We start from the raw sequence: 13622 nt of genomic DNA, 5'->3' as shown, positions 1-13622 counted from the left end.
GATAACCCGATGGCCGACGTGACCGAGTCGATCGCCGTGGAGGCGTCCGCCGGGGAGTTGTACGCGCTGGTCAGCGACCTCCCCCGGATGAGCGAATGGAGTCCCGAGTGCACCCGGGTGAGCTGGTCGGCCGGCACGAGACCGGTGGTGGGCGCGCGGTTCGTGGGGCACAACCGGGTCGGCGCCGTACGGTGGTTCACGTTCGGCCGGGTGGTGGCCGCCGATCCCGGGCGGAGGTTCGAGTTCGACATCACCTTCGGGCCGATCCCGATCTCGCTGTGGACCTACGACTTCACCCCGACCGCTGAGGGTTGCGCGGTGACCGAGTCTTGGACGGACCGGCGGCCGCGTGTGCTGCGGGCGCTGTTCCGTCCCATCTTCGGCAATCGGGTACCCCGCAACGTCGAAGGCATCCACACCACCCTGCGAGAGCTGAAGTCAGCGGCTGAGCGCTAGTTGGTGCACTCCAGCGTGATCAGGGTCAGGGTGATGAGCAGGCCGGCGACACCGATCCGTCCGCCGATGCCTGGCATGGGTACCTTCATGGACGCCGGCAGCGAGGCGCCGAACACGCTGCCGAAGAGGCCGAACGGCGTGGTTTCACCGGCCCCGGACTCGATGACCGATGCGGCCGTGAAAGCGATCGAAAAGACCGTCATACCGACGCAGAACAAGGGGTTCACGACCGCACCGAGAGTGCAGGCCAGACCGCCGACGCCGACGATCAGATTCAGCACGTCCCACTTGTTGAGTTTCGGGCAGCTGTCCAACGCCCCGCCGGTGCCGTCCAGCAGCACGGCGGTGGTCGCACCGCTCGTCGGGTCAACCACCCACAGGGCACCGCCGGTGCCGGCTGCGGGCACCAGCACCAGCTTGTCCTGATAGGCACCCAGCACGGTGCTCCAGGCCGACTTGCCTGCGGCCGGAACTGTGGCCAGGAACGCAGCGGTCTTGTCCGCGTCGCCGGTCAGGATCGGAGTCAGCTTCTGACCGCTCACGCGGTTGAACGCGGAGTCGTCGAAGGTCGCCGCCTCCGCCACGCTCGCGCCGACGGATGCTTGTACGGCGGCCTGAAACGCCTTGGCGGGGTCAGGTCCCAGTGCGACCACCTGGTTCAGGTCCGGCGGCAGGTCCAGGTGCCGCGACATCGGACCGTCGGGGACCTGTCGCTCGCTCAGGATCGCGACCCGGAAAGTCGGAACCGCCCCGGCCACCACCGGCACCGGGCTGAACACCGAGGAGAACAGGCCCGGCACCCGTCGTACCGTGTTGCCTGTTTTCTTCACGATGTCTTCAGCGGATGCGGTTTTCCAGATCGGGCGCAGCGGTTCGATCGAGAGGTACGACGAGAGCACGTCGTCGAGCATCGCGGCCTGGGTCGTGATGCCTGGTTCGAAGGCGATCGTGGTCACGCCGTACATCGCGGCACGTGTGTCGGCGGCGGCTGTCGCATCATCCAGAGCACCGATCGGAGTGCCGTTGTCCTTCAGCGGCAGGCCGGCCAGGCGACGGCGAACGGTCTGCCCGTTGACCTCGAACGTCACATACAGACCGATGAACGACGGTGCCGTCCCGGGCTTCGCGGGTACTTGATAGCTGGCTTGGCCCTTCGGCGTCGCGCGCCCGGTCAGAGTGACGGTGACCGTCCGCGCTGCCGCGCCCTTCGCCGGTGCGACGTAGCTCAGCCGGTAGTTGACTGCTGCGCGCTTGGCGGCGAGCGGCGCGATCACAGCGGCGAGCTTCGTCGCGACGTCCTTGGCAGTGGGATCGAGGCGGGTGCCGTGCGAGAGCGACAGGATCGTCGAGGTCGCCTTCTCGTCCGGCGTACCGATCGGCAGGCAGATCACCGGCACGCCGGATGCCGCGAGACGGCGCTGCAGGAGTGGGATGTCCTGCGGGTCCTCGAGCGCACTGACGTTGTCGCTGATCAGAACGATCGCGGTGAGGCCCTGGTCGAGCGCCCAACCGCCGACCGTTGCCCACACGCTCGAGTCGCTGTTCACGTCGCGCAGTGCAGCGAGGAGCTCGGCGTTCGGCGCCTGCCAAGCGTCCTTCTCCGGTGTCTGCCCGAGACCCACCACCTGTACGTCGAACGGGGTCTTCGTCGCAGCGGACTGCAGTGTCGTGGTCAATGACTGCTCGAACGTCGTCTTGGCCTGGGGTGACGGCCAGACCTCAGCGACGCTTCCCGACGTGTCGTAGGCGATCAGGACCCGCGGGCGGGTGGTGTCCTGGGCGTTGGATCGGATGCTCACGGACGACGGTTTGCCGGCGCTGTCGGTCACCACGAACGCGCTCGCGTCCAGGCCGTCCACCGAACGGCCGTCCTTGTCCCGCACGCTCACGTCGAGCGTCACCTCGGGGAACGCCGACGCGTTCGCCTCAACCTTCACAGTGGCCGCGGACGCGATCGCCTTGGTCCGCTCGTCGGCCGAGACGGTCTTGATCGGGCCGTACGGTCCGTCGAGCTGGTCGGCGGTCTTTCCGGGGCGGTAGACCTCGCCCTGTACGGACACGATCGGGCCGGCCAGGTCAGGCGGAGCCTTGTCGGGCTCGTCGGTCTGGACCCGCAGCACCGGCATCCGAACCGGGAGATCGGCCGCCGACTTGGTCTGCAGCGCGGCCTGCGGTCCGGCCGCGGGAATGAACGACAACACCAGCTGGCGCCCGACGACGACGTCGGTGGTCCACTCGCCCTGCACCAGATCGATGAGCTGACCACGCGGGGTCTGACTGCCCAGGCCGGGGTTGGCGAGCGCGGACACCGTGACGCTGATTTTGGGCAGCGGCGCGGCGGGATCGGCGTCGGCGAGCGCAGGTGGCGGGGTGCCGGTCGGATCGAGGTCGCCGAGGGCGAAGGCGTACTTCTGCTCTTTGTCTGTGAAGGTGACGACCGGGATCCGGTCCGGTAGGAGGTCGGGGCGAGGCGTCAGTTGCCTGACCGAGGCGGGCAGCGCGGCGGTGATCGCGGGCACCTGATCCGGGGCCTCGGGCGGGAACGGTGGTGGGCTCGTCGGGACCCTTGCGCCGGTTGGCGCCAGTACGCCCGCCGCTTTGTCGATGCGTTTCTGGTCGGGAGCGAACGGGACGAGGCGATCGCGGTACAGCGTGGGCAGGTCCAACGCGGCTGGGCGGTCGGCGATCTTGACGCTGGCCTGGAAACCCGCCTTGGTGAGCAGACTCTGCAGGAGGTCGGCCCGCTCCCGTAACGTCCCCTGTCCACCGCGGAGGGTCGCGGCAGTCCCCCAGCGCCGCGCGACCGCGGGGTCCTCGGAATTGGACCAGGGCGGTACGACCGCGATGTGCTCGCGGACGAAGGCGGCGATCCGGGACGCGTCTTTCGTCGCGACGACGTCATCGGCCCGGCGGGCGAGGTGGTCGGGTGATTCCCGTACGGCGTCCCTTAGCAGCTTGAGAGCTTCCTCGATGGGCTGTTGGGCAGCTGCGTCGCCCTTCGCGTCGGGACGGCAGCCCTCGACCATGGTGAGCAGCGCCAGCGCACTCGTCGCGCCCAGGAACGTACGGCGGCTCAGTCGCGCGCTCCCGGTAGTGGTCGCAGCGTCGGTCGCCGTGCCGGTGTTGCTACCCACGTCGTTGCCCTCCGTGATCGATCGGTTCGCGAACGAGCCTAAGGTCGGGGGCGGCCGACGTTCGGGCAGAGTCGCGGCCGTTCGGGCGGACCTGAGGGCAAGCGTCTGCAGTACCGGCCCGATGCTTGGTTGGGCGCTTGGTTGGGCGCTTGGCTGGGTGCTCGGCTGGGTGCTCGGTTTGGTGCTGGGTGCGGCTTGTTGGTAATCTGGTTCTTCGCGCGACGGCGGGTGATGTATTGCCGTGCGCCGCGACACTTTCCTGTATTGACCGCATACTCCTGATCGAGGCTCTGCTCACGTGGCGAACATCAAGTCCCAGATCAAGCGCAACCGCCAGAACGAGGCTGCGCGACTTCGCAACAAGTCGGTGAAGTCGACCCTCAAGACGGCAGTTCGCCGCTTCCGCGAGGCTGCCGAGGGCGGCGACTCCGCGAAGGCCCAGGAGCACGCCCGCACCGCCGGCCGTCTGCTCGACAAGGCCGTCAGCAAGGGCGTCATCCACGCCAACCAGGCCGCGAACCGCAAGTCGGCCATCTTCAAGAAGGCCGCTTCGCTCTGAAGCAGCCCGCCAACGATCGGCCCGTCTCCGACCGGCCGATCGTTTTTGCGTTCCCGATTTCTGGGTAGTCAGCGGCGGCCGTGGGCCTGGCTGACGGTGAGGACCATCCGCTCCAGGGCGTAACCGGCATCGCCTGAGGCGCCCTTCACGTCGGCGTCGGCCTGCGCGACCGCCTTGATCGCCGTCGCCAGACCTCCCGGCGTCCAGCCGCGCACCTGCTGCTTCAACTGCTTGAGCTTCCACGGCGGTACGCCGACCTCACGGGCCAGATCCGCCTCCCGCATCCCGCCCGGCGCGCCCGCGAACTTCGCCAGCCCGCGCAGACCGCCCGCCATCGCACTCGTCACCAGCACCGGCGCGACTCCGCAGTCGAGCGCCCAGCGCAACTGCTCGAGCGCCGGCTCGGTCCGGCCCGCGATCGCGGCGTCCGCGACCGCGAAGCTCGTGACCTCGGCGCGACCGCCGAAGTACTGCCCGATCAGCTCGGCGGTGACCGCCTGCCCGTCGGAGTCCGACACCAATTGCGAACATGCTCCGGCCAGCGCCCGAAGGTCGTGCCCGACCGCATCCACCAGCGCCGACGCGGCCCGCTCGTCCACACTCCCGCCGTGCAGCCGGATCTCACCCGCCACGAACTGCGGCAACTCCCACGCCTTCGGGGCAGTCGCCACGACTTCGTTGACCGATGCCTTCCGCAACTTGTCGAGGACGCCCTTGCCCTTCTGACCACCCGAGTGCACGAGCACGACGAGTACGTCGTCGGCCGGGGAGCCGGCGTACCCGATCAGGTTCGGCGCCATGTCGCTCGGGAGGTTCTCGAGGCCGCGCAGCACCAGCACGCGCTCGCTGGCGAACAGCGACGGCCCGGTCAGCTCGGCGAACACCCCGACGTCCAGCGTGGACGCCTCGACCTCGGTCACCTCGACCTCGGCGCTCGCCTTCGACACGGCCTTGATCGCCGACCGCACGGCCCGATCCGCCAGAAACGCCTCGGCACCGGTCACCAGCAACACGTCGCCCAACTTCGGCGCAGAACCCCTACGAGCAGCCACCCCGCCAGCATCCCACGCCGCACAGACAACCCGAGCACGGGCAATCCGGCGACCCACGACTTGGCCCGACTTGGCCGCCTTGGCACGGCTTGGCACGGCAACAGGTTGCCGCTCCCGCGGCTCCGACTCGGCCGTCTCCGCGGCTACACCTTGGCTGCTTCGGCACGCAGGCCGCGGTCCACAAACTCGACCATCCAGTCGAAGCTGACCTCGGGATCGGCGTTCCACTGGAACCCGTTGCTCGCCGACAACGACGCGAAGCCGTGGATCATGCAGCGCATACTCCGGATGGCGTGATCGCGCTCCGCATCGGTGACGCCGTACCCGCGCAGCACCGCACCGATCGACTCCAGTATCCGGGCACTCGCGATGAACATCGGATCGTCCGCACCGGCGAACTCGGCGCCGACGGTCGACAGGTAGCGACCCGGATGACTCTGCACATACGACCGCACCGCAGCGAACAGCGCGTGCACCGCATCACGCCCGGTCTTCGCCTGCAGGGCGTCCCGGATCCAGTCGCCGAGCTCGGTCATCGCGATGGTGGCGATCCGGTGCTGCAGGTCGGCGAGGTTCTCCACGTGCTTGTACAGCGAAGGCGGACGGACGCCGAGCCGCTGGGCCAGCACCCCCATCGTCAGCTCGTGGTATCCGATCTCGTCCACAAGAGTCGCCGCGGCGACCACCACGTCGTCGGTACGTAGTCCGGCTCTAGGCATGCACATGCTCCGCGAGGAACGGCAGCAGCGCGGCCGCCACCTGATCCGGGTACTGCGCGTGCGGGTAGTGGCCGGCGCCCGCGATCATCACGTACCGGGCGACACCCTCCGGCATCGCTGCCACGATCGCCTCGGCTTCAGCCTTGCTGTCGGGCCAGTCCGGCTCAAGCGTCCCCATCATGATCAGCGCGGGTCGATGTACGTTCCCGAGCTGGGCCTCCGCGTCCTTGGGCTGCGCCTGGCCCATTTTCCGGCCGGCCACCATGGCCCCGGCACGCAGATTGACCAGCAGGTCGGCCAGGTCGGCGTCGTAGTCGGCGGGCTTGGTCCCCGGGTAGGCATGATCGAGGTAGCGCGTCCACGCGGTGAAGCTGCCGGTCAGCACCATGCGCAGCAGCAACAGCATGCCCTTGCGGTACCTCGAGTTGCGCAGCATCGCGACGAGGTTCGCCTTCGGGACGCGGGTGAACGGCCCGATCTCCACGATCGCCGTGACCAACTCAGGCGCCGTCGCCGCCATGATCGTGGCCGATCCACCGGAGAACGAGGTGCCCACCACGGCAGCCGGGCCGCCGAGCTGCCGGATCACCGCGAGCAGGTCGTTCGCGACGTCCGTCCGTGTGTAGCTGGAGAAGCCGGTGGACGACTCGCCATGACCACGCAGATCGACGTTCGCCACGCGGTAGCCGGCCGCCACCAGCTTCGGCACCAGGAACCGGTACGACGAGCGCGTGGTGGCCATGCCGTGAGCGAGCAGAACCAGCGGCCCGTCACCCGTGATCTCGTAGGCGATACGACCGCCGTCGACCTCGACGAACTCCGTCATCATGACCTCCCGCTCTCCTGAGCCACTGCCATCCTGGGCTTCACACCGAAGCTTGATGGCTACGCTAATTAGCTTTCAAGTTACGAGGATTAGCGATCGCTGTCAAGCGGGTAATCCGGTGGAGTGTGTGCGCTGAACCGTGAGGATGGCGGCATGACTCACCGTCGTACCGGCGTCGCGGCCGTGGACGCGCTTATCGTCGTCGATCTACAAACCGCATTCGTCTCGGGTGAGAACGCCGTACCCGGCGCGGCTGGCCTCCTGGATCGCACGACCGAGCTCCTCGACCGGGCGCGGGCGGCCGGAGCTCTCGTCGTACACCTCCAGAACGACGGTCCACCCGGCGCTGCCGACGAACCGAACACACCCGGCTGGAAGCTCTACCTGCCGGTGGCTGCCAGCCCCCGCGAACACATCGTCCGCAAACCTCGCGACGACGGCTTCGACGCCACCCGACTCGGCCAACTCTTGACCGCCGACGGCGTACGCTCGCTCGCAATCTGCGGCGTCATGTCCGAGATGTGCGTCCAAGCCACCGCCCGTACGGCGCTCGCCCGCGGCTACCGCGTCGTCCTCCCCCACGACGCCCACGGCACCTACGACATCCCAGCCGTCCCCGGAGTCAGCGAGGCGATCCCAGCCCACGTCGTCTCCCGGGTAGCCGCCTGGGCTCTCGGCGACGAACCCGAAAGCACAGTAGAAGCCACCACCGTCACCTTCACCACCCCCAAAGCACGGTAGAGCCCGCCGCCACCTCCACCACCGCGAACGCTCGGTAGAGACCTCTGCCGTCACCTTCACGACTCTCGCGCCGGAAGCACCTGTGACACAGTGCCGCCGGGTCAGGTCTTCGGACTGTGGCAGGCGCGCGGTTGTCTCAGCGTCCGGATGAGAGTTGGCCGGATGAGGGTTGGGTGGTGAGGGACAGGTGGTTGTTGGGGTTGGTCACGGCTAGAGGGCCGCTGGTGTTGGTGGTGGCGGTTCGGATCGCGTCGTGGGACAGGAGATCGAGCGTTCTCGGCGCGGGGTGACCGTAGTCGTTGTCGCGGCCGGCGGAGATCAGGGCCAGTCGCGCGTGGGTGGCCGCGATGAAGGTGGGGTCTTGCTGCGCCGAGCCGTGGTGAGGGACCTTGAGCACATCGGCGCGAAGATCAGCACCGGCGGCGAGGACAGCTCGTTGGGACTCGGGTTCGAGGTCGCCGGTCAGGAGGATCCGCAGGCCGGAGAGCTCGACCATCATCGCGATGCTCGCGTTGTTCTCCGGTGAGCCTTCGTCGGTCGAGGTTGCTGATGAAGTGCCGGGTGGTGGAAGTGCCGGCACGCGAGCGGGCCAGAGCGTGGTCCAACTGATCTCACCGACCACCCGCTTCTCCTGATAGGCAACAGTGCGCAGGCCGACCCCGTGCTGCGCGGCCAGGTCGACAACACGCTTGTACTCGGCGCGCGGCGAGAAGTACGGCGTCACCTCGATCTCGTCGACCCGCCGATTGTTGAGCACACCGGCCAATCCACCCACGTGGTCCGCGTGGAAGTGACTGAGCACCACAACCGGGATGTACTCGATGCCGAGATCACGCAGGCACCGATCCATCGCCGCCGGATCCGGACCCGTGTCGACGACCACCGCCGTACGATCGCCCGCCCTCAACACCAGACCATCGCCTTGCCCGACATCGCACATCACGAACAGCCAGTCGTCCGGTGGCCAGCCCAAGGAGCCGACCGGCCGCAGTACGACGACCGCGAGCAGAACCACCGCGAGGATCATGGCGATCGGGCGAGACAGGATGCGGTGCAGCCCGAGAACCAACGCAATGCAGAGCAATGTCAGCACAGCAACGCCGGTCGCGGTAGCCGGCCAAGGGTTCGCCGCGCCGGGGAGATCCGCGCCTACGCGCGCAACCAGGATGATCCAGCGAGCCGGCCAGCCCGCGGCCCAACCCACAAGCTGAGCTACCTCTGTACTGACGAGCGCGACCCCGGCCGCAGCGAATCCGAGGATGGTCGCCGGACCGACAGCCGGGCCCGCCAGCAGGTTCGCGCCAACCGCGACCAGCGAGACCTGGCCTGACAGCCACGCGACGACCGGCGTACACGCGAGTTGCGCGGCGAGCGGACAGGAGATCGCCTCGGCCAACCACCCCGGCAACCACCTGGCCATCGCATCACGCCACCCGGGACCGAGCAGGACGATCCCAGCAGTCGCAAGAACGGACAGCGCGAACCCCGCTGATCGCGCGAGCGAGGTGTCGATCAGCAGCAACACGATGACCGCAACCGACAGACTCCGCACGGCACGCCGCCGCCCGCCACCACTTGTCATCGCAGCCAGCGCGATCAAACCCATCGCAGCCGCGCGGAGCACACTCGGCTGTGGTCTCGCGAGCACCACGAAGACAACGACTGTGAGTACGCCGATTGCGGTCAGACCGCGAGCTCGCACCCCGACGAGCCGCGCGAACGGCAGGATGAACGCCAACAACAGCGTGAGATTCGTGCCGGAAACCGCGGATAGATGCGTCAGGCCGGTCGTGCGAAAGTCCTCGTTCAGGTCGGCAGACAGGCCGGACTCGTCTCCCATCACCAGGGCCGGCACCAGACCACGTACGTCGTCAGGTTGACCGGCAACCGACTCGCGCAGACCGGCGCGAACCTTCTCGGCCGCACGCAACCACCAAGCCGGCTCATCCACGATCCGTGGCGGTGAACGGATCGACAGCATCGCAGCGACATCCGAGCCCGCCTCGACTGGTTGAAGCCGACCATTGGCATCGACATGCTGGCCGAAGCGGACGGTCTGCCATTGCGCGGTGCCAATCACGAGCACCGACGTGTGAACTCGCGTCGTACTCCCCCGGGATCTCACCTCCTCGATCGTTGCCTTCATCACCACGTACGGCGGTCGACGGCTAGCTGTGCTCTGACGTAAAGACGGGTCCGCGGTCACCTTCAACCGCACCGTGACGGTCGCGTTGTCCGCGGCCAAGTCGTGCACCGGGCCAGCCTGCAGGGTCTTCACCTGAACAGCCGCCGCCAATGCCATCCCAGCAACAACCACAAGCACACCAGCCACTGACCAGGTGATCCGCGTCCGGATGATCCAGGCCGGTGCGATCCGCATCCGTGCGATCCCTATCCGTGCGATCCCCATCCCCTTGGTCCGCATCCCCGTGGCCCGCATCCCCGTGGCCCGCATCCCCGTGGCCCGCATCCCCGTGGTCGGCATCCGTGGACAGACCGTCGTCACCACAGCCGTCAGCACCAGCGACACTGCCGCCACGACGAAACCCACCACCGGACGCTCTCCAACCAGCACAGCTGCCGCCAGCCACCCCACCCCAGCCGGCACCAACAACCGAACATCCAGCCCCTCCCCCCGACCAGGCAGTTCACCCACATCAGATGAAGTTGCCGGGTCTGATGGAGTCACCTGGAAAGAGGGGGTGGGGTCGGGCGACACCTCACCGGAGGATGTCGTGGTTGCAGACATCGGCTCGGGGATGGAGAGGGTCGCGTCGGACGACGCCGCCCCGGAGGACGCCGTGGCTGCAGACATCGGCTCGGGGGTGGAGGGGGTCGCGTCGGACGACGCCGCCCCGGAGGACGCCGTGGCTGCAGACGTCGGCTCGGGGGTGGAGGGGGTCGCGTCGGGCGACGCCGCCGCGGAGGACGTCGTGGTTGCAGACGTTGGCTCGGGGGTGGGGTTAGAGGCGGACATGGGGTTTTAGAGAGTCGAACTTTTTGGGGCCTACGCCGGGGACCTCCTGGAGTTGGTCGATGGTGGTGAAGGGGCCGTTCTGGGTGCGGTAGTCGAGAATTCTTTGGGCCAGGACTGGGCCGACGCCGGGGAGCGCGTCCAGTTGGGCGAGGGTTGCGGTGTTGAGGTTGACCGGTGCGCCGGAGGGCGCGGCGGGTGTGGATGTAGAGCTCGATCCGGGTGCGGTGGCCGGTGGGGGTGGGTTTGGTTGGCCGACCAGGATTTGTTCGCCGTCGGTGACTTGGCGGGCGAGGTTGAGCGGGGTGAGGTCGACGCCGGGTAGCGGGCCGCCGGCGAGGGCGAGGACGTCGGCGACGCGCGAGCCGACCGGAGCGCGAACCAGGCCGGGGCGGCGGACCTTACCGGCGACGTCGACGACAACCACGGCACCCGACTGGCCTGGGCCGCCGGAGGCCACGGCGCCTGGCGAGGTCGGGACACCTTGGGTCGTCTGGACGCCTGAGGTGGTTTGGACACCTGAGGTGTTCTGGGCGCCGGGAGCAGTCTGGGCGCCCAGTGTGGTCCCGGCGCCCGGCGTGGTCTGGGCGGTGCCGGCAGAGTTGTTGCCGGACGATTGGCCGCCGCTCGTCGGGGGTTGAGGTTGGTTGCCGGCGGACGGTTGGGCGACGGGTGCGCCGGTGGTTGCGGTGGATGGGCGGGCGTCGGGAAGGGTCTCCGGCCGGGCACGGAAGACGGACCACGCTGCCCAGGACAGGCCGATGAGCAGCACGACGGCCAGGACCACAACGTGTCGTGCGGACAGGGTCCAGCGGGCGTCTCGTAGTCGCTCCGGCCGGACAGATTCGGGGATCCATCCACCTCGCACCTCCTCATCACGCTCCTCCAGGTGTTCGTCGGGTGCGTGCTCCGGTGGGCGGGCGCCAAGACGTGCCAGCGCACGCTCACGGGCGTCCGGACCGGACGCTGGAGCACGACGAAAGACCTTCACGCCAGAGAAAGTACGAGTCCGAGCCCCCCGCCCAACCCACAAATCCAAATCTGTGGACAACCGGGCTCTTGCGACTGAGATGTGGTCGGCGGACCGGCACCACTCACCAACCAGCTCGTTGAGCCCTCCGACCCGCTCAAACACATTCCCCCGCACTAGCGAACCGCTGGTTCATGAGTGGCACAGGTCCGCTTCGCTCACCCTCACCCGTGCAGTGCGAACCCCACGCCATCACAATCGCGCCGGGACGGAGGTCCCACGCCTGAACTCAATGGCATCGGCGAATTGTGATGGCCTGGCGATCCGCCCCCGGCGAGGCGCCGGGGCCGGGGCCGGGTGCGGCGACAGTGGCGGTCACAGCCGAGCGGTCCGGCGAGAGTGCCGGTCGCAGCCGAGCGGTCCGACGAGAGTGCCGGTCGCAGCCGAGCGGTCCGGCGACAGCGGCGGTCGCGGCCAGGCGGTTCGGCGAGGGTGGGGGCGCTGCCGCGCGGTGGCGCGGGGGTGACCGTCGCGGTTGGGCGGTGGCGCGGGGGTGACCGTCGCGGCTGGGCGGTGGCGCGTGCAGGTCGACAGGTGGTGTCACGGGATCCGGCCGTGAAAACGGCAGGTTCAGGCGGGCGGGACCGGCTGAGCGCCGGACACCTCCTAATGGGTGCACGCCGTCCGGCTGGGGGTTGGGGTGCGGGGAGGTGGATTAGCGGGGGGAGACGACTACTGCCAGGAGGCCGGGGCCTACGTGGGCTCCTATGACGGCGCCTACTTCTCGGAGGACTATTTCTTCGGCCTGCGGGAGGCGGTCGGCCAGGCCGTCTGCGAGAGTTTGGGCCTTTTCGAGGTTGGCCAGGTGGTGGACTGCTATTTGGACCGGGAGGTCGCCGGCTCGTTGGACAGCTATGTCGGCCAGGCGGGCGATGGCTCGGCTGGAGGTACGGACCTTCTCCAGCGGGACGATGCGGCCGCCGCTGATGGTGAGGAGGGGTTTGACGGCCAGGGCTGTGCCTAGGAGGGCTTGGGCGGCACCGATGCGTCCGCCGCGGCGGAGATACTCGAGGGTGTCGACGTAGAAGTAGGCCGACATCGACTTCATGCGCGCGCGGGCGGCGGCTTCTACGTCGGCCAGGTCAGCTCCCGCGGCTGCCGCTGCGGCTGCGGCGAGTACCGGGAAGCCGAGGCCCATCGCGAGCGAGCGTGAGTCGACCACGCGGACCGGGATCGGGGACTCCTTGGCCCCGATCATCGCGGCCTCGAACGTGCCGGACATGTCACCGGAGAGGTGGATCGATACGACCGCCTCGGCACCGGCTTTGGCGCACTCGACGTACGCGTCGGTGAACGTCTGCGGCGCCGGACGGCTGGTCGACACGGGTGTGAAGGTTTTCAGTGCCTCCGCGACCGCATCCGCCGACGTGGCGCCGTCGTCGTACGACGTCCCGCCGATGACGACCTGCAGTGGTACGACGGTCAAGGGGAACCGGAGCACCTCGTGCGTAGACAGACCGGCCGTGGAGTCGGTGACGACCTGCACGCGGGCTGACATGTGGCGAGGTTACCGGACGGTTAATGTCCGGGTGGAGTGCCAGACTCCACGCATGAAGGAGTCAGTGGGCGAAGTAACTGAGTTGCAGGGGTTGCTGGATGCGGCGTACGGGCGTTCTACGCAGCATCTGCGGAACATCGTCACGGATCCGCGGCGGCTGGATGCTGACGAGTTGGTGCGGGTTCTGACCGGGATGTGCACGCTCAATCTGGCGACCGTGACGGCGAAGGGTGAGCCGCGGATCAGTGCGGTCGATGGGCACTTCCTGCATGCGCGGTGGGTGTTCACGACGGCCGGCTCGGCGGCGAAGGCGCGGCACTTGAAGGTCAGGCCGGCGGCGAGTCTCTCGTACGTCGATGGCGAGCGGATCGGGGTGTTCAGTCATGGGACCGTCGAGTTCCTGACAACGGATCATCCGGAGTTCCCGGAGATCGAGCAGCATCTCGTCGATCACTACGGAAGCTCTCCGTCGAGCTGGGCCGACGACATCGTGTACTGCCGCCTCCAACCAACCTGGATGGTCGGGTACGCGTTCGACAAGGCAGGGCTCCTGGACAAGTAAGCGAGGTGAAGGCCGACCCCGCCTTGGCCTTCACCTCGCTGTGCTGACTCCCCCTACGTCGTCCGGTTGCT

12 protein-coding genes are annotated in these 13622 nt (G+C 68.3%); 5 read left to right on the top strand and 7 right to left on the bottom strand.

Annotated features, from left to right (window positions below):
- Window positions 1–9: 9 nt before the first annotated feature.
- Window positions 10–456, top strand: coding sequence for an SRPBCC family protein (locus ACWF4Z_RS34475; RefSeq protein WP_452247401.1), 447 nt, complete (start codon window positions 10–12; stop codon window positions 454–456).
- Here the strand turns inward: ACWF4Z_RS34475 and ACWF4Z_RS34470 are convergent.
- Complete coding sequence (locus ACWF4Z_RS34470) at window positions 453–3590, bottom strand: hypothetical protein (RefSeq protein WP_452247400.1); 3138 nt, start codon at window positions 3588–3590, stop codon at window positions 453–455. The genes ACWF4Z_RS34475 and ACWF4Z_RS34470 overlap by 4 nt on opposite strands.
- Window positions 3591–3888: 298 nt before the next feature.
- On the opposite strand from ACWF4Z_RS34470, the gene rpsT reads away from it, so the two are divergent.
- Window positions 3889–4149 (top strand): 30S ribosomal protein S20, encoded by a 261-nt coding sequence (gene rpsT / locus ACWF4Z_RS34465; RefSeq protein WP_452247399.1) that lies wholly within the window; start codon window positions 3889–3891, stop codon window positions 4147–4149.
- 68 nt (window positions 4150–4217) lie between these two features.
- Here rpsT and holA read toward each other — a convergent pair whose 3' ends face one another.
- From holA to ACWF4Z_RS34450, 3 genes are all read right to left on the bottom strand, one after another.
- Window positions 4218–5201 carry a DNA polymerase III subunit delta gene (holA, locus tag ACWF4Z_RS34460; protein WP_452247398.1) on the bottom strand — a complete coding sequence of 328 codons (984 nt, stop codon included), beginning with the start codon at window positions 5199–5201 and terminating at the stop codon, window positions 4218–4220.
- Window positions 5202–5344: 143 nt separating this feature from the next.
- Window positions 5345–5920 carry a TetR/AcrR family transcriptional regulator gene (locus tag ACWF4Z_RS34455; protein WP_452247397.1) on the bottom strand — a complete coding sequence of 192 codons (576 nt, stop codon included), beginning with the start codon at window positions 5918–5920 and terminating at the stop codon, window positions 5345–5347.
- Complete coding sequence (locus tag ACWF4Z_RS34450; protein ID WP_452247396.1) at window positions 5913–6749, bottom strand: alpha/beta fold hydrolase; 837 nt, start codon at window positions 6747–6749, stop codon at window positions 5913–5915. The genes ACWF4Z_RS34455 and ACWF4Z_RS34450 overlap by 8 nt, the downstream gene beginning before the upstream one ends.
- A 150-nt stretch (window positions 6750–6899) precedes the next feature.
- Here ACWF4Z_RS34450 and ACWF4Z_RS34445 point away from each other — a divergent pair, with 150 nt between their 5' ends.
- Window positions 6900–7487 carry an isochorismatase family protein gene (locus ACWF4Z_RS34445; protein ID WP_452247395.1) on the top strand — a complete coding sequence of 196 codons (588 nt, stop codon included), beginning with the start codon at window positions 6900–6902 and terminating at the stop codon, window positions 7485–7487.
- A 136-nt stretch (window positions 7488–7623) separates the two neighbouring features.
- On the opposite strand, the gene ACWF4Z_RS34440 is transcribed toward ACWF4Z_RS34445, so the two are convergent.
- Window positions 7624–10038 (bottom strand): ComEC/Rec2 family competence protein, encoded by a 2415-nt coding sequence (locus ACWF4Z_RS34440; protein WP_452247394.1) that lies wholly within the window; start codon window positions 10036–10038, stop codon window positions 7624–7626.
- A 184-nt stretch (window positions 10039–10222) separates the two neighbouring features.
- Between ACWF4Z_RS34440 and ACWF4Z_RS34435 the strand changes: the two genes are divergently transcribed.
- Complete coding sequence (locus ACWF4Z_RS34435; protein WP_452247393.1) at window positions 10223–10474, top strand: hypothetical protein; 252 nt, start codon at window positions 10223–10225, stop codon at window positions 10472–10474.
- Here ACWF4Z_RS34435 and ACWF4Z_RS34430 read toward each other — a convergent pair.
- Both ACWF4Z_RS34430 and ACWF4Z_RS34425 read right to left on the bottom strand, forming a co-directional pair.
- Complete coding sequence (locus tag ACWF4Z_RS34430; RefSeq protein ID WP_452247392.1) at window positions 10451–11452, bottom strand: helix-hairpin-helix domain-containing protein; 1002 nt, start codon at window positions 11450–11452, stop codon at window positions 10451–10453. The two genes, ACWF4Z_RS34435 and ACWF4Z_RS34430, sit on opposite strands and share 24 nt — an antisense overlap.
- Window positions 11453–12146: 694 nt before the next feature.
- Entirely contained in the window at window positions 12147–12989 is an 843-nt protein-coding gene (locus tag ACWF4Z_RS34425; protein ID WP_452247391.1) for a DegV family protein, read from the bottom strand.
- Between the two features lie 52 nt (window positions 12990–13041).
- Between ACWF4Z_RS34425 and ACWF4Z_RS34420 the strand changes: the two genes are divergently transcribed.
- Window positions 13042–13551 (top strand): pyridoxamine 5'-phosphate oxidase family protein, encoded by a 510-nt coding sequence (locus tag ACWF4Z_RS34420; RefSeq protein WP_452247390.1) that lies wholly within the window; start codon window positions 13042–13044, stop codon window positions 13549–13551.
- Window positions 13552–13622: the final 71 nt, after the last annotated feature.

Source organism: Kribbella sp. NPDC055071, assembly GCF_053608045.1.
Note: the sequence above shows the minus strand (reverse complement) of the source record. Positions and strands in the feature narration are given on the sequence as shown.

Bases quoted from the DNA above. Each gene is read 5' to 3' on its own strand.
- ACWF4Z_RS34475 (WP_452247401.1), top strand. From the start codon at position 10: ATGGCCGACGTGACCGAGTCGATCGCCGTGGAGGCGTCCGCCGGGGAG.
- ACWF4Z_RS34455 (WP_452247397.1), bottom strand. From the start codon at position 5,920: ATGCCTAGAGCCGGACTACGTACCGACGACGTGGTGGTCGCCGCGGCG.
- ACWF4Z_RS34450 (WP_452247396.1), bottom strand. From the start codon at position 6,749: ATGATGACGGAGTTCGTCGAGGTCGACGGCGGTCGTATCGCCTACGAG.
- ACWF4Z_RS34445 (WP_452247395.1), top strand. From the start codon at position 6,900: ATGACTCACCGTCGTACCGGCGTCGCGGCCGTGGACGCGCTTATCGTC.
- ACWF4Z_RS34425 (WP_452247391.1), bottom strand. From the start codon at position 12,989: ATGTCAGCCCGCGTGCAGGTCGTCACCGACTCCACGGCCGGTCTGTCT.
- ACWF4Z_RS34420 (WP_452247390.1), top strand. From the start codon at position 13,042: ATGAAGGAGTCAGTGGGCGAAGTAACTGAGTTGCAGGGGTTGCTGGAT.